Source organism: Methanoculleus frigidifontis (assembly GCF_030464345.1).
GTDB classification, from domain to species: domain Archaea; phylum Halobacteriota; class Methanomicrobia; order Methanomicrobiales; family Methanoculleaceae; genus Methanoculleus_A; species Methanoculleus_A frigidifontis.
Window position 1 is genome coordinate 515,239 of record NZ_VCYH01000001.1, and the last position, 15,400, is coordinate 530,638.

Consider the following 15,400-nt stretch of genomic DNA (forward strand, 5'->3'; position numbering starts at 1 on the left):
CTACCCGTCCGCCTCCCCGGGGTAGTACTTCTCGATGAGGGCGGGCTCGATCCGCACGAGTTCGCTCTCCGGCAGCATGGAGAGCAGCTGCCACGCAGTATCCAGCGTCTCCTCGAACGTCCGTCGTTCGTTCTCCTGCTGCTGCAGGAACTCCGCCTCGAACCGGTCGGCGAACGTCAGGTAGAGGAGGTCGATGTCGCCGAGGCTCTCCTCGCCGACCACCGCGACGAGGCTTCGGAGCCGCCGCCCCCGTGCGTACGCGGCGTAGAGCTGGTCCTTGACGGCGGCGTGGTCCTCCCGCGTCCGCCCCTCCCCGATCCCGCCCTGCATCAGGCGGGAGAGCGACGGCAGCAGATCGATCGGCGGGTAGATCCCCTTCCGGTGCAGGTCGCGGGAGAAGACGATCTGCCCCTCCGTGATGTAGCCGGTCAGATCGGGAACCGGGTGGGTGATGTCGTCGTTGGGCATGGTGAGGATCGGGATCTGCGTGATCGAGCCCTCCCGCCCTTTGATCCTGCCCGCCCGTTCATAGATGGCGGCAAGGTCGGTGTACATGTAGCCCGGATACCCCCGCCTGCCCGGCACCTCCTCCCGTGCGGCCGCCACCTCGCGGAGCGCCTCGCAGTAGTTGGTCATATCGGTCAGGATGACCAGCACGTGGTAGCCGAGGTCGAAGGCGAGGTACTCCGCGACGGTGAGCGCCATCTGCGGCGTGATGAGGCGTTCGATCACCGGATCGTCGGCGTGGTTCACGAAGACGACGGCTTGCTCGAGCGCTCCTGTCTCCCGGAAGTTCCTGATGAAGAAATCGGCCTCCTCGTAGGTGATACCCATCGCTGCGAAGACCACCGAGAACGACTCGGCCTGGCCGCGGACACGCGCCTGCCGTGCGATCTGCGCCGCCAGGCGGGCGTGGGGAAGGCCGGAGCCCGAGAAGATCGGGAGTTTTTGCCCCCGCACCAGGGTGTTCATCCCGTCGATCGCGGAGATGCCCGTCTCGATGGAGTCGCGGGGGAAGTCCCGGGCGGACGGGTTGATGGGGCTGCCGGAGATCTCCCGCATCGCATCCGGGATGATGAGCGGCCCGCCGTCGATCGGTTCGCCGGTGCCGCTGAGGATCCGCCCGAGAAGGGCCTCGGTCACCCCGATCTTCATCGTCTCCCCGGTGAACCGCACCGACGTGCGGAGAGTGTCGACCGCTTCGGTCCCGCCGAAGACCTGCACGACGGCGGTATCCTCCCTGCTCTCCAGCACCCGGCCTGCCCGCCGCTCGCCGGACGGCACGGTGATCTCGACTACCTCGCCGTAGGCGACGTCCGCCACCCCGGCGACGGTTATCAGCGGGCCGGTCACCCGCGTCACCGTGAGGTACTCCCGGGCTCTGGGAGGCGGGTTATCAGCCACGCGGCGTCACCCCGTAGGCAGCCTTGCCCGCCGTAAGCCCGGCGAAGGCCTCGTCCATCTCCTGCGCTATCACTGCATGCTCCCCGGCGAACCGCTCATCCGGCACGAACGGCATCCGCTCGATGCGGCTCTTCACAGCAAGTCCGCCGACCGCCGCCGCGGAGACGCCGGCGGCGACCGCCCGTTGTCCATGGCGGTAGAACCGGGCGAGCAGGTCGAGCATCAGATACTGCTTTTCGGCAGGGCAGTAGGTGTCGACCGGGTGGAACGCAGACTGGATCAGAAACCCGTCCCGGATCAGCCGTGCCTGGACGAGGACGAGCCGGTCCTCTTCGGGGAGTACATCCTCCCCGACGAGCTGGACCGTCTCTAAAAGTTCGCTCTCCGCCTGGAGGACACCCATCATCTCGGTGCGGTACTCCTCCCAGCGGGGCGCCGCGTGCGCTGTCCACCAGCCCTGCACCGCCCCTGCGTAGGCCGAGTAGGAGGTGAGCCAGTTGATCGACGGAAAGTGCCGCTCGTGCGCCAGGTCGGCGTCCAGCGCCCAGAGCACCCGGACGACGCGGAGGGTATTCTGCGTCACCGGTTCGGAGAAGTCGCCGCCGGGCGGCGAGACCGAGCCGATGACCGTCACCGACCCGGTCCTGCCCGAGCTGCCGAGGACGGCCATCCGGCCGGCCCGCTCGTAGAAGTCGGCGAGGCGGGAGGCGAGGTAGGCGGGGTAGCCCTGCTCCCCCGGCATCTCTTCGAGCCGGCCGGAGATCTCCCGCATCGCCTCGGCCCACCGGGAGGTGGAGTCGGCCATCAGGGCAACGTCGTAGCCCATGTCCCGGTAGTACTCGGCGATGGTGATCCCGGTGTAGACGCTCGCCTCGCGTGCCGCCACCGGCATGTTGCTGGTGTTCCCGATCAGCACCGTCCGGTCCATGAGGCTCTTGCCGGTCGTCGGGTCGACGAGGGCAGGGAACTGCCGGAGCACGTCGGCCATCTCGTTGCCGCGTTCGCCGCAGCCGACATAGACGATGATGTCTGCGTTCACGTACTTGGCGAGCTGGTGCTGTACGACCGTTTTTCCGGCGCCGAAAGGCCCGGGCAGCGCCGCGGTCCCGCCCTTCACGAGCGGGAAGAAGGTGTCGATCACCCGCTGCCCGCTGATGAGCGGGTCGGCCGCCTCGAGCCGCCGCAGTACCGGGCGGGGCTGGCGCACCGGCCAGTACTGCCGCATCCGGACTGTCTGCGTCCGGCCATCGCCTTTGAGGGTTGCAACGACATCATCGACCGTATACCGCCCTTCGGGTGCGATCTCCGCGATCGTACCCTGCAGCGTGGGCGGCACCATCACCCGGTGCTCGTGCACCTCCGTCTCGACCACCGCCCCGAGGGTGTCGCCGCCCACCACCCGGTCGCCCGGACGGACCGCCGGGGTAAAGTCCCACCCGCATTCGCGGCGGAGACCGGGCGCGTGGACGCCCCGGACGATGAAGTCGCCGCCTTCGGCCAGGAGGATCTCCAGCGGCCGCTGGATCCCATCGTAGGTGGTGCCGAGGAGCCCGGGGCCGAGTTCGGCCGAGAGGGGCATTCCGGTCGTCGTCACCGGCTCGCCCGGGGCTATTCCTTCGGTCTCCTCGTAGACCTGGATCGTTGCCACGTCGCCCTCCAGCACCACGATCTCCCCGACGAGCTGCTTGTCGCCGACCCGGACGACGTCGTACATCCGGGCTCCGGCCAGGTTCTTCGCAGAGACGACGGCGCCCGCTATCCTGACGACCTCGCCGGTGATCGTCATGCCGTCCCCCCGCTCTCGCGCATCCCGAGCGCTGCCAGCGCCCGGACCGACCGGGCGAACCGGTCCTCGTGCGGTATCCGCCCTTCCTCCCCCGGACACGCGACGATCATCGGGAACGCACCCTTTTCGCTGCGCACCCGCTCGAGGAGATCTGCGATCAGGACGGCGAGGCTCTCCTGCAGGAGGATGACGCCGACCTCCGGGTCGCGGATGCAGTCGAGCAGCGCTTCGGCCGCGGTCTCTGTGTCGGCGGCGAAATACGTCCGCTTCACCCCGGCGAGCGCGAACCCGGCGACCATCCGCGTCCCTCCGATCGCGGCGATCTTCACGCGGCCGCCCCCCTGACGACGAGGAGCCGCCGGATACGGTCGGGATCCGCCCCGGTCAGTACGCCGACGAGTGCGGCGTGGAGGTTTCTGCGTTCGTACGCCAGCCCCGCCATGTGCTCGAGGAGCGGCCCGACGGTCAGCGGGTAGGCGCCGCCGAGCATCGTCGCGTAGTCGAGGAAGGAGGTCTCAAGCGCCGTGGTGATCGCAGTGGTCTCGCCCCCGGTCTCGTACTTCGGGATCAGCGGCGCCAGGACCGGCCAGTAGTCCGTCCCTTCGAGGATGTTCATCGCCTCGGGGACGGAACCCGCCTCCGCCATATGTTCGAGCACCTGCATCTCGAGGGCAAGCCCCGCGGGGATGAGGTGCTCCACCACCTCCTCGCGGCAGGCGCCGGTCGCCTTCGCCGCGAGAACCGTCGCCACGTTGACGCGGTCGATCCGGGCGCCGACGTACGCTGCCAGCGGCTGGCGGTGCTGCTGCCCGCTGCGGAGCACCCCTCGCGAAAGTTCGGCGTAGAAGAACCGGTCGAGGGCGGCGAGAAGCGGGCCTGCCCGCCAGTCCTCGAGGTAGCCCTCGAGCGCGTCGCGGAACGCCTCGCCGTACGGTGCGTCCCCGATGATCTCGGCCACCTCCTCCATGCCGGCCGCTTCTGCAATCCGCCGCAGCGTCGCGGCGTCCATCCGGCCGGCGGGGAGGAGTTCGTCTACGATCCCTGCCGGCGCGCTGTCCAGGTGTTTCCGCATGATCGCGCTCTTCAGTGTCTCAATCTCAAATTCCATCATCGCCGCCTCCAAGAACGGCGCAATCGCCGCCGGTGCCGCCTGCTGCAGAGTGCCAAGTTCCCGTCGGTGCCACGCCGCCAGGGGCAGCCGGAGATCGGCGGCGTCGGACGGCACCTCCTCGAAGAGGCCGCGGGCACGCAGGACCGCGAGGAGTTCACCGGGCTCGCCCGTCACGGCGAGGGGGGAGATCTCCCGCCGCTCGACGAACGGGGTGCCGGTCGCCTTGACGTAGGCGATCGGGTGGACGAACCGGGCGATCTCCATCACCGGGATGAAGAGGACGACCAGCACGCCGATGATGACGGCCAGGCCGAGTCCTATCAGGACGACGAGGGCGGGCCCGCCGTCCACCGGCAGGTCTCCGATCTCCGGGATCACGGCTCCTCCTCCGAAAAAAGCCGCGCTGCAACCTCCATGACGACCGATCGCTGCATCCGCTGCAGGCGACCTTCGAACGTCTGGTTGACGCGGCGGTCACCCCCCTTCGAGCGGAGAACCGCCCCGCCGGTCGGAACCTCGCCGTCCGGCGCCGTCACGGCCGCAGCCTCCCGGGCAACCTCCCGGATCAGGGGGAGATCCTCCTCCCGCCCTGCGATCACCGCCTCCTCCCCGCCAAGGTCGCGGAGCCCCTCCGCGATCAGCCGGCCGAGTATTGCGGGGTACTCCGGCGAGGCGGCGAGCGCGGGAAACTGTGCCTCGGCCCGCCTGATGCAGTCCCGGATCGCTGCGGACCGCGCTTCGTTCACCGCTGTTCTGGCGTCCATCCGGGCCACGGAGAGGATCCGGCCGGCTATGACCATACCTTCCCGCCGGGCCTCCTCGCACGCCCGTGCATGCGTCCGCCGTCCCTCCTTTTCCGCCTGCCGGCGGAGCGCGGCGGCTTCGTCGTTCGCCTCCTCTTCGATACCTGCGGCGCGACGGCGTGATTCAGCCAGAATTCGTTCGATGATTGCTTCCACAGTCACGTCTGGTCACCTGTATTATCCGAAGATGCCAATCCCGAAGAGGATCAGGATGGCGACGAGCAGCCCGAAGATGGCGAAGGTCTCGGCGATGACGGCGAAGATCAGGCTCCGGCCGAGGGCGGCGCCGGAGCGGGCCGTGGCCTGGATGCCTGCCGCGGCGGTGATCCCCTGGCCGATCGCCGAGAGCCCGGCGAACCCGACAGCAAGCCCGCTTGCGATCGTCGCCAGCCCGACGAGGGCGGTGACGGTGACGTCCTGGGTCAGGATGCCGGTGAAGGCCATGATCAGGACGGCGACGAGGAGGCCGTAGATCGCCTGGGTCTCCGGGACGACCGAGAAGACCAGGCTCCGGCCGAACATCTCGTCGTCCTCCGCGGTCACGGAGACGCCCTCCGCTGCGGTGATCCCCTGGCCGATGGCGGAGAGCCCGGCAAGCCCGACGGCGAACCCGGCGCCGACGGCCGCGAACCCTGCCGCGATTGTTGCGGTGACGTCCCGGGTCAGGATCCCGGTGAACGCCATGATCAGGATGGCGGTGAGCAGGCCGTAGATCGCCTGGGTCTCCGGGACGACCGAGAAGACCAGACTCTTGCCGAAGGCTTCGTCCTTCTCCGCCGTCGCCGAGACCCCCGCCGCCGCGGTGATCCCCTGGCCGATGGCGGAGAGCCCGGCAAGCCCGACGGCGAGCCCCGCACCGATGGCCGCAAACCCGGACGCGATTGTTGCGGTGACGTCCTGGGTCAGGATCCCGGTGAACGCCATGATCAGGATGGCGGCGAGGAGGCCGTAGATCGCCTGGGTCTCCGGGACAACCGAGAATACCAGGCTCTTGCCGAAGGCCTCGGGCCGCCGGGCGGATGCGGTGATCCCGGAGCCGGCGGTGATCCCCTGCCCGACGGCGGAGAGCCCGGCGAACCCGACGGCCGCCCCGGCGCCGATGGCGGCAAGCCCGGCCGCGTCCGAGACCGCGAGGTCGCCGGCGAGGAGGCCGGTGAACGAGAGGATCAGCACCGCGGCGAGGAGGCCGTAGATCGCCTGGGTCTCCGGGATGACCGAGAAGACCAGGCTCCGGCCGACCGACCGTTCTTCCTGGACGGAGGCCGAGACCCCGGCAGCGGCCGCGATCCCCTGGCCAATGGCGGAGAGTCCGGCGAGGCCGACGGCAAGACCTGCGCCGACGGCGGCAAGCCCCATCGCAAACGAGACCTCGCCCCCCTCTCCCCCGAGGAGGCCGGTCGAGAGGAGGATCAGGACGGCGACGAGGAGGCCGTAGATCCCCTGCGTCTGCGGCACCGCCTGGAAGACGAGCGAGGTCCCGAACTTCTCGGGGCGGGCTGCGAGCGCGGCCGCACCTGCGGCGCCGACTATCCCGACCCCGATCCCGGACCCGACGGCGGCGAGCCCGACGGCCAGCCCCGCGCCGGTGACGGCGAGGACGGTGCCGATCCCGATCACCACCGTTTCTCACCCCCGGAGCGGAGACTGTGCCGCCGCACGGCCGCAAACGGGGCGAACGCCCTGCCGCCGCCGGTGTAGAACTTTCCGAAGAACTCGACATACTGGAGGCGCAGCGAGTGGATCATCCCGCCGAGCGCCTGCAGCAGCAGGTTCAGGGTGTGGGCGACGACGGCGAAGGCGACGGCCACCGGGACGAGCCATGGGCTTATCGCGGCGATCATCCCGGTGAGGATGTTGATCGTCAGGGCGATCCCGAGCGTGGCGAGGTCGAGCGCCAGGATCCGGGTGTAGGAGAGCCAGTCGCCGAGGAAGTTCGTCAGCCGGAACGCGCCGAGCGGGCCGTAGGCGACGAAGACCATCCCGATCCCGGTTACGGCGCCGATGACGGCGATGATCTCGGCCGCCGGCGGGAGCGTGGCCCAGCCGAAGAACCCGAGCGCCAGGACCGCGGCCGCCGGCTGCAGGATGAACCAGGAGCACTGCTCGAAGATCCCCTGCCGGGTCCGGTTCGCCGCGACGTTCTGTCGGAGGCCGAGGAGCAGGCCGGCGTTGATCTGCACCACGCCGATCGCCAGCGCCACGACCAGGATCGTGACGGGCTCGGCGAGCGGGTCGATGACGGTAAACGGCAATTCCATGCCGAAGAACCGCGGGAGAAGGTCGCCGAAGAACCCGCCCTGCAGGAGCCCGAAGACGATCCCCGAGACGCCGCAGGCGAGCAGGATAAGCGTCAGATCGCGCACCGACCGGCTGCTCCGACTGAGGAGGTGGTAGCCGAGGTACGCCCCGAGGACGAGAACCAGGCCGTAGCCGGCGTCGCCGAGCATGAAGCCGAAGTAGAGGACGATGATCGGGGCGATGATGACCGTCGGGTCGATCCCGCCGTAGCGGGGCACGGCAAACAAGCTCGTCAGCATCTCGAACGGCTGCGCCCAGGCAGGATTCTGGTACGCGACCGGAACGGGCGTCCGCGCCGGGTCGGGCGGGGAGAAACGGCAGAACGAGGTGCCGCCGGACGCCTCCTCGACCAGCGCCTCGAGCCGGGCACGGTCGGACGCCCGGACGAACCCCTCGATCACCACGATCTCCTGCGTGCTGCCGGTCAGGCTGAAGACCTCGCCCTCCTCCCGCAGCATCTCCGCCTCCTCCCGGTACGCCTGCAGCAGATCGCCGAGGGCGTCCCTGATCGCCGCGATCTCCCCAACAGTCTGCTGCGAACGCTCCCGCACTTCCGCCCGCTCGGCTTCGAGACGGCGGATGACCTCCTCCGGGGTGCCGGCCAGGCCGGGTGCGGCGATCGGCTCCCAGGCCGTCCCGGCGAGCGCCTCCTCGACCGCCGGCAGGCGGCCGTTCACGGTGGCGATGGCAAAGACGGCCGTCTCGTCCGTCTCGTGGGAGAGCAGCAGCACCTCGTCGGTCGCGAGGGCGGCGATGGCGTCCCGGACGGACTCTGCCGCATCGGCGGGGACGGTGCCGGCGAGGACGGTGACGTAGGCGGCGGTGCCGAGGTGTTCGGGGTGCACGCCCAGCGTGCGAAGACGGCCGGCCGCCTGCAGATCGGCTTCAAGTTCTGCGGTGCGCTCCCTCAACCCGGCGAGCTCCTGCTGGAGTGCGATCGCCTGCCCGCCCTCGCCGATCAGCCGGTCGAGGTCTGCGGTGATCTCCGGGAACGGCAAGGCCGGAACCAGAGTCGGTTCCGTAGACCGCGGGACAAAGAGATCGCGCAGTGAGGGTTTTCTTTCCGGAACGCTCTCGCTGATCGCGGCGAGAATACGGTCTATCTTCAGCCGGTAGTCGATGGAAGCGGTCGTGTACCATGCCCGCTCGCCGGGGGTCAGCGCAGGTGCGTTCTCGCCGGGCCCATCGTGGATATCCCGAATCTCCACAAGCCCGGACTCGTGGAGCGCTCTCGCGGCCGCCTCTGCTTCAGCGGCATGGACGCCGATCGTCACGACGAGCATCTCAGCGGGGGAGAGCACCGTCATCACCTTTTATCCGGGAGAGCACGTGCGCCGCCGCGTCCGGGATCCGTTTCCGGACCCTCCGGTGCACTCCTTCCGCTTTCTCCGCTCCTTCGCGCCGGATATGCTCCGCCTCGCCTTCGGCTGCCGCACGTGCATCGCTGAGTATCCTCCGGCGCTCCTCCCGGGCTTCGGCCTCCCAGCGCCCCAGGATAGCCTCCCGCTCGCTGCGGGCGTCTGCGATGATCGCCTCGGCACGCGACCGGGCCTCCGCCACGAGGGCCATCGCCTCCCGCTCCGCCTCTTTTATCCGGGTTATCTCGTCGGCAACCATTCCTCGATCATCTCCTACCGCACCACGAGGACGTGCGATCCGGCGGCGTGCACGACCGCCTCGCTGACCCCGCCGAGCCGCATCGCAACGGCGTTCGATCGTCCTTTTGCACCCATGACGACCAGCCCCGGGTCTGCCGCTGCGATGACCGCCAGCAGCTCCGTGATGGCGTTGCCGGTCCTGACGATCGTGGTCACCTTCCCGGCACCGAGGGTCTCGAACCTGCGCCGCAGCTCCTCGAGCCGCCGTGCGTCGCGGCGTTCTCTCTCCTCCATCTGCGGCGCCGACGCAGGGCCGAGCCGCCGGGTATCCCGGATATGCACCAGCGTCAGGTCCGGGGCGGTGCTGCGGGCGATCGCCTCGACGAACGGGATGCACTTCTCCGCGTCCTCCGAAAAATCGGTGGCGAAGAGGATCCGCTCGAGCAGCCGCTCCTTGGCGAGCGTGCACGCGGCCTCGCTGACCGGTTCGATGCGGCTGAGTTTCAGGATGAGCACCGGGCAGCCCGCATGGTGGAGCACGTTCTCGGTCTCGTTGCCGAGGAACGTCCGCCTGAGCACGCCCTTCGGGTGCGATCCGATGAGAATGGCCGAGACGCGGTCACGCGCCGCACGCCCGACGATCTCGGTCCAGGGTGTCCCGACCGCCACGTCCGCCCTGACGGCGGGCACCCCGGCCGCTATAAGCCGCCGGCTCCAGTCGTCAAGGACGCCCCGGGCGTAGTCGACCGCCCCGGCATCGGCATCCGCCTCCCGCCGCTCGACGACATGGAAGAGCAGGAATTCGCCGGCCCCGGCATCGGCCAGGTCGCCGGCGGCGCAGAACATCCGTTCGGTGACACCGGAGAGGTCGACCGGGAAGAGTATCGTCGCGAACATCGGATCAGTGAGGCTATTGTCCTGCCTCAATATAACCGCTTCGCGCCGCGGGCGGCCCCTGTCAAAACGAAGTGGTATCGCGAACGCTCCTGCCAATGTATTCGATTGGATCGACGTGCTCGCCGCCCGGTTTGCCAGAGAGGGCGAACTCGAGAACTCCGCAAACACTGCAGCGAAGGAGGTGTTCCGGGATACGATGCAGGAGTTTGACGATGCGGGAGCGCCTTCGCCGAGAGTGGCTGCCTCAACAAACCCGGGAACGCGGCGAAGCGTGCGGCCTGCACCGCGATGATGCACACGAAAGAGCGGGTGGAGTCTGCCGCCTCCGCCAACGTCGCCGGGGCTTTTGAGGCCGAGGCCGACAGCCTCATGGCGGCGTTCGACACCCTGCCCGAGGAAGTCCTCAAGGACATCTGATCTTCTCTTTTTTCGGCCGCCCGTTCTCCGAAAGCCTCTGCAGGAATGTTTATCCCGGGGCTGCTCCATTCATTCTTTACGAGCATCACCACTGCTATATGTTCGATCGAGGATTGGAGAATATCACATGGACGAGATAATCGCGAAAGCATGCCAGAGCTGCGGAATGCCGATGAATACCAAGGCCGATTTCGGCACGGAGGCGGACGGGTCGCTGTCGAAGGAATACTGCACCTACTGCTACCAGAGTGGCGCCTACACCGATCCTGCTATCACCATCGACGAAATGGCGGAGAAGGGCGGTGCGATGCTCGCGCAGCTCTATGAGATACCACCCAAGAACGCGAAAGAGTTCGCCAGAGAGCAGCTCGCCAGCCTGAAGCGCTGGGCCGGGCGGGAGGTCCCGCTCTGTGCGAGCTGCGGGATGCCCCTCGCACGGGACGAGGACGCCGGGACCGAGGCGGACGGGTCGCGGAGCGGCACTTACTGCACCTACTGCTACCGGGACGGCGCCTTCACCGAACCGGACCTTACGAAGGCCGCGGCGGTCGCGAAGTACGCGCCGATGATGGCCGCACGCCTCGGCATGCCCGTCGAGAAAGCGAAGGGTATGGTGGAGCAGTACCTCTCGACGCTGCCGCGGTGGCAGGGGTAAGGGCAGGACTGCGCCCCACACTCTTTTTCGAAAAGCCATCTACCTTTTTTCCGTATCTCTATACAGAACAACGGCCAACACTCCTGCCACAGGAGCATCACATGACCAAGGACTCATACACCAGCACCCTGCGGGCGGCCGCCCTCGAGCTGGGCGCGGAACTCTTCGGGGTGGCCGATGTGCGCCACTTCCTGAGCCCGGAGTACACCGGCAACCGGCCACAGGACTTCATGGAGAGCGCCCGCTCGGTGATCGTCCTCGGCGTTGCGGTTCCCCGGGGCTCGATCGAGAGCCTCCCGAAGGGCAGGGCAGAGTACACCAACACCCTGATGGCGGGCACGGCGACGCTGCGGCTCATCGCCTTCCGGCTGGCGCGGCGGATCGAGAGAGACGGCTACCGTGCCACGATTGTCCCGACGGAAGGCAGCGAGTTCGGCTACTGGTACGCGGATCGAGAGACGCTCATGGCCGATATGTCCATCAAGTACGCGGCCTACGCGGCCGGTCTCGGGAGCTATGGGGCAAACCACCTCCTGATCACCGACGAATTCGGCACCCGCATCCGGATGACCGCCGTCGTCACGGACGCGCCTCTCGGCGACGGAGGAGATCCGTCCCGCCCGTTCCTGCACGAAGACTGCAAAGAGTGTATGCGATGCGTCGCGGCCTGCCCGGCCGGGGCGTTCACCGCCGACGGCACGATCGACCGGAAAAAATGCGCAGACTATATGTTCCACACGCTCGGCGGACTTCGCTGCGGCCTCTGCATCCAGGCCTGCCCAAAGTAAGTCTCAGACCAGGGGTTCGGGCTGCCGGTCGCCGGGCACCGGGAGGCGGGTCGGTTTGAGCAGCACCTGCTCGTCCGAACGGCGGATCTTCTCGATGATGAGATCTTTTCCCCGCTCCGTCATCGCGTAGACCGGCACCGAGATCCCGGCCTGGACGAGCGCCCGCGGCCCGGCGACCTCCCGGACCGCACCCGATGCGCAGGCCGTCACCAGGTCAGCGGCAGCGGCGACCACCGCCGCCTCGTCCCGGGTCATGCCGGTACTGTGCACCGCGACGATAAAGGTTGCCGGGTGCGCCCGGCGGATCGCCGCCGTATCCTGCGGGCGGGCGACCGTGACGGCGACGTTTCGGTAGCCCCTGGCCGCTGCGAGCGCGACGCCCGCCCCCTGGTCGATAGCGGCACCCTCCCGGTCGAGGACGATGCCGCCGCCTTTCTCGATCCGGTCGATGACGGACGGGTACGGTGTCGTCCGCACAAGCCCGGACATCCGCCCTCCGATCCCCTGCACCATCGCAGGGTCGGTCACGACAACCGTCCCGGCGCCGTCGCAGGCTATGACCGCGGCGTCGATCAGCCCTGTCTTCATCCCGAAACTGAGCAGTTCGGACGCCCCGAAGCCGACGAACTCCCGGGTCTCCAGCACCGCCCGGTCGGGGGTGCACATCCCGAACGCCCGTATCCGGTGTTCGATGTTCTCCCTGACCGCGTCGGCAGATATCTCGGTGACCGGGCAGGCGAACCGCTTTGCAAGCGGGCAGTCGGCGATGACCGACTCGCCGACCTCGACGACGTTGCCGTTCCTGACGACGACGCGGGTCTTTCCTATCGCCTCGATGATATGCTCGTCCGTATCAGGCATACGTGTATCTCCTCAAAGAATGTGTGGGAGTACTTCGTCCCTGCGGGGAGAAATGTGTCGCGGATCCGCCCCGTATTGGCGGATGCAGATCTGCTCCCGGCGGATCATCGCCGTCTTCGCGCCTCTTTTGCAGCGACGATCTGCGCTTTCAGGCCGCGTGCCGCCGCCGCCACGTCCTCGGCAGCGACAACCGCCGAGATGACCGCGACGCCGTCGGCGCCGGCGGCGATCACCTCCCGGACGTTCCGCTGCCCGATCCCGCCGATCGCGAGCACCGGCACGCCGACCGCAGACCGAATGCTCGCAAGGGCGGCGAGACCGTGGCCGGCACCTGCGTCTGCCTTCGACCCGGTCGCAAAGAGCGGGCTGAGCGCGACGTAGTCGGCGCCGCCCGCCACGGCACGGACCGCCTCATCGGCGCACCTGACCGAGACGCCGACGATGAACTCCGGCGGCACCAGCCGGCGTGCGCATTCGACCGGCAGGTCGCTCTGCCCGAGGTGGACGCCGTCGGCGCCGGCGGCGAGAGCCACGTCCAGCCGGTCGTTCACGATAAAGAGGGCGCCTTCTTCTGCGGTGACCACCCGGACCTCCCGCGCCGCCGTGAGGAGGCTGCGGCAGGAGAGGGATTTGTCGCGGAGCTGGACGGCGTCCGCCCCACCGGCGACCGCGAGCCGGGCGAGCTCGGCGTGGCTGCGGCCATGGCCGATCTGCTCGTCGGTCACGACGTAGAGGTCATAGGTCATCGATCGTCCTCACCCGTGCGTGCTCTGCAAGGTCGTTCCCGGTGAGGGTGAAGACCTCGTCGATCAGCGCCGTCCGGAAGGAGTAGGGGCCGCGCGCCTCTCCTGCAGCACGCTCCCCGGCCCTCCCGAAGGCGGCGAGCGCCGCCGCTGCGGCAAGCACTCGGTCGCGCTCGACCGCGGCGAACGCCCCGGTGACCGACGCCGCCATGCACCCGGTGCCGGAGAGCTGCCCCATCAGGGGGGTGCCGTTCTCGACCAGGACGATCCTTCTTCCGTCTGTGACGATATCGGCCGCCCCGCTCATCGCGACGACAGCGCCGGTCGTGCGGGCGCATTCGCGTGCGGTATCGACCGGATCGCCGGCGATGCCGCCCGAGTCCACGCCCCGGACAGTGCCGCCGGTGCCGGCGATCGTCCCGATCTCGCCGGCGTTCCCCTTCAGGACGGCGACGTCGATCCGGTCGAGGAGGCGAAGGGCGCTCTCGGTCCGCAGTCGCGTCGCCCCCGCCCCGACCGGGTCGAGGACGACCGGGATACCGAGCTCGTTTGCCCGCATCCCCGCAAGGAGCATCGCCTCGACCTGTTCGCGTGAGAGCGTCCCGATGTTCAGGACGAGGGCTCCGGCGGCCGCGACCATCTCGGCAGCCTCTTCAGGAGCCGCGGCCATCACCGGGGCGGCACCGGCGGCGATGGTGACGTTGGCGCAGTCGTTGATCGTGACGCTGTTCGTGATGTGGTGTATGAGCGGCCGCTTCGACCGCACGCGTGCAAGGATATCGGCGCATGTCTTCTGGTTCATAGCATCTTCCGGGCGCGTTGTGTATACCAGAGTATGCGGTATGCGGACTTCAGGGTTCCTTCACGCGGCCGCGAGAGAGAAGACTGCGACGGCGAGGAGGAAGAGCCCCGTCACCCGGGAGACAGCGCGGTGGTTTTGGGCAAGGAACCCTGCTATCGACCGCCCCCGCCCGGCAGGGATGAGCGAGAGGGCAAAGAGCGGCGTCGCCATCCCGAGGGCGAAGAGCAGGAAGTGGAGCAGGTTTGCGGCGAAGTCTGCGGCGGAGGCGCTCAGGGCGAAGAGGAGGATGATCGGTCCCGGGTTGCAAGGGAGTGCGATCAGGCCGAAGAACGCCCCGAAGAGGAGGGCGGAGCCGGCCGGGCTCCCTCCTGTCGGCGCCTGCACCCCGGGGAGACGTCCCGCGACGTCCACCCCGAGGAGCATCGCTGCCCCGACGACGGCGAGCACCGCGTAGAGCGCCGGCGCCACGACGCCGATCGCTGCCGAGACCGAGAGCCCGAAGAGCCCTGCGGTGACGAGGCCGAAGCCGAACATCCCGGCGATCACCCCGGCCGTGACGACCGCGCCGACGGCGGCGGGCGATGCGAGTACCCGCCGCTCGCCGGGAAGGCCGGCAAGGAACGCGATATAGCCGGGGTAGAGCGGGAGGACGCAGACCGCCCCGAGCGGGGTCGCAAGCCCCGCAAGGTACGAGAGGACGAAGGGGAGCATACTCACCCGGAGAGGCGGGCCGCTATCCCGGCGGCGGAGAGGGGCGCGTCTGAGAGGAGCGATGCGTTGCCGGACTCGTCGACGACGAAGAGGGATGGGTACGTGGCAAAGGGCGCCCTCCCGAGGTCGCCGATCATTGCCCGGCTGAACCCGGGCGGCGGGATGGCGGCATGCCCCGTGACCCCCGCGGCGAGGAACCGCTGCTGCATCGTCTCCGGGTCGGCAGCGGGGTCGGGGGAGAGCAGAACGAAGGTCGCCGTTTCGGGGCTGCTCTCCTGGAGCCGGGCGATCTCTGCAAGCTGCGCCGAACAGGCCGGGCACCAGTCGGCGTAGGTCTGGATGAGGACGGGATCGCCCGCCGCAGCAAGACCGGCGATGGTGAACGCTTCCCCGGTGACGAGGTCGGTGATAGGCGTCTCCTGCCAGGCGGCGGCACCCTCCTCCTGCCGCTCGGTGCAGAGCGCCGCCGCCGCGGCGAGAAGAAGGATCAGTACGACTGCGATGAAGTATCCGGATCGCATGCGGT

General features: G+C 68.7%; 17 protein-coding genes. 3 read left to right on the forward strand and 14 right to left on the reverse strand.

Going from position 1 to position 15,400, the window contains the following annotated elements; all coding sequences use genetic code 11:
- Genes FGU65_RS02530 through FGU65_RS02570 form a run of 9 tightly spaced genes read right to left on the reverse strand, consistent with a single transcriptional unit; the run spans position 1 to position 9,897 of the window.
- Positions 1-1,404, reverse strand: a complete 1,404-nt coding sequence (locus FGU65_RS02530) for a V-type ATP synthase subunit B (RefSeq protein ID WP_301662823.1) — start codon at positions 1,402-1,404, stop codon at positions 1-3.
- Complete coding sequence (locus tag FGU65_RS02535; protein WP_301662824.1) at positions 1,397-3,190, reverse strand: V-type ATP synthase subunit A; 1,794 nt, start codon at positions 3,188-3,190, stop codon at positions 1,397-1,399. The genes FGU65_RS02530 and FGU65_RS02535 overlap by 8 nt, the downstream gene beginning before the upstream one ends.
- The gene (locus FGU65_RS02540; protein WP_301662825.1) at positions 3,187-3,519 is read right to left on the reverse strand and encodes a V-type ATP synthase subunit F; all 333 of its coding nucleotides are present in this window, start codon (positions 3,517-3,519) and stop codon (positions 3,187-3,189) included. Before FGU65_RS02540 ends, FGU65_RS02535 begins: the two co-directional genes overlap by 4 nt.
- A complete protein-coding gene (locus FGU65_RS02545) occupies positions 3,516-4,679 on the reverse strand; it encodes a V-type ATPase subunit (RefSeq protein WP_301662826.1) in 1,164 nt (387 codons plus the stop codon). Before FGU65_RS02545 ends, FGU65_RS02540 begins: the two co-directional genes overlap by 4 nt.
- Positions 4,676-5,266, reverse strand: a complete 591-nt coding sequence (locus FGU65_RS02550) for a V-type ATP synthase subunit E (RefSeq protein WP_301662827.1) — start codon at positions 5,264-5,266, stop codon at positions 4,676-4,678. Before FGU65_RS02550 ends, FGU65_RS02545 begins: the two co-directional genes overlap by 4 nt.
- Positions 5,267-5,281: 15 nt before the next feature.
- Complete coding sequence (locus FGU65_RS02555) at positions 5,282-6,724, reverse strand: ATP synthase subunit C-like protein (protein ID WP_301662828.1); 1,443 nt, start codon at positions 6,722-6,724, stop codon at positions 5,282-5,284.
- Entirely contained in the window at positions 6,718-8,709 is a 1,992-nt protein-coding gene (locus FGU65_RS02560) for a V-type ATP synthase subunit I (RefSeq protein WP_301662829.1), read from the reverse strand. The genes FGU65_RS02555 and FGU65_RS02560 overlap by 7 nt, the downstream gene beginning before the upstream one ends.
- On the reverse strand, positions 8,687-9,019 hold the full coding sequence (locus tag FGU65_RS02565; protein WP_301662830.1) for a hypothetical protein: 333 nt from the start codon (positions 9,017-9,019) through the stop codon (positions 8,687-8,689). Before FGU65_RS02565 ends, FGU65_RS02560 begins: the two co-directional genes overlap by 23 nt.
- A 14-nt stretch (positions 9,020-9,033) precedes the next feature.
- On the reverse strand, positions 9,034-9,897 hold the full coding sequence (locus tag FGU65_RS02570; RefSeq protein WP_301662831.1) for a universal stress protein: 864 nt from the start codon (positions 9,895-9,897) through the stop codon (positions 9,034-9,036).
- Positions 9,898-10,185: 288 nt separating this feature from the next.
- Here FGU65_RS02570 and FGU65_RS02575 point away from each other — a divergent pair, with 288 nt between their 5' ends.
- The 3 genes from FGU65_RS02575 to FGU65_RS02585 all read left to right on the forward strand — a co-directional run bounded on the left by FGU65_RS02575 (position 10,186) and on the right by FGU65_RS02585 (position 11,757).
- Positions 10,186-10,314: a hypothetical protein gene (locus tag FGU65_RS02575; protein WP_301662832.1), complete on the forward strand. Its 129-nt coding sequence runs from the start codon at positions 10,186-10,188 to the stop codon at positions 10,312-10,314.
- Positions 10,315-10,441: 127 nt separating this feature from the next.
- On the forward strand, positions 10,442-10,969 hold the full coding sequence (locus tag FGU65_RS02580) for a zinc ribbon domain-containing protein (RefSeq protein ID WP_301662833.1): 528 nt from the start codon (positions 10,442-10,444) through the stop codon (positions 10,967-10,969).
- Between the two features lie 101 nt (positions 10,970-11,070).
- Positions 11,071-11,757, forward strand: a complete 687-nt coding sequence (locus tag FGU65_RS02585) for a 4Fe-4S dicluster domain-containing protein (protein ID WP_301662834.1) — start codon at positions 11,071-11,073, stop codon at positions 11,755-11,757.
- A 3-nt stretch (positions 11,758-11,760) separates the two neighbouring features.
- On the opposite strand, the gene FGU65_RS02590 is transcribed toward FGU65_RS02585, so the two are convergent.
- The 5 genes from FGU65_RS02590 to FGU65_RS02610 form a co-directional block, all read right to left on the reverse strand.
- A complete protein-coding gene (locus FGU65_RS02590; protein WP_301662835.1) occupies positions 11,761-12,618 on the reverse strand; it encodes a methanogenesis marker 8 protein in 858 nt (285 codons plus the stop codon).
- A gap of 104 nt (positions 12,619-12,722) precedes the next feature.
- Positions 12,723-13,364 (reverse strand): thiamine phosphate synthase, encoded by a 642-nt coding sequence (gene thiE / locus FGU65_RS02595; RefSeq protein WP_301662836.1) that lies wholly within the window; start codon positions 13,362-13,364, stop codon positions 12,723-12,725.
- Entirely contained in the window at positions 13,354-14,163 is an 810-nt protein-coding gene (gene thiM, locus FGU65_RS02600; RefSeq protein WP_301662837.1) for a hydroxyethylthiazole kinase, read from the reverse strand. Before thiM ends, thiE begins: the two co-directional genes overlap by 11 nt.
- Positions 14,164-14,223: 60 nt before the next feature.
- Complete coding sequence (locus FGU65_RS02605; protein WP_301662838.1) at positions 14,224-14,874, reverse strand: cytochrome c biogenesis protein CcdA; 651 nt, start codon at positions 14,872-14,874, stop codon at positions 14,224-14,226.
- A 2-nt stretch (positions 14,875-14,876) separates the two neighbouring features.
- A complete protein-coding gene (locus FGU65_RS02610) occupies positions 14,877-15,395 on the reverse strand; it encodes a TlpA family protein disulfide reductase (RefSeq protein ID WP_301662839.1) in 519 nt (172 codons plus the stop codon).
- Positions 15,396-15,400 lie beyond the last annotated feature (5 nt).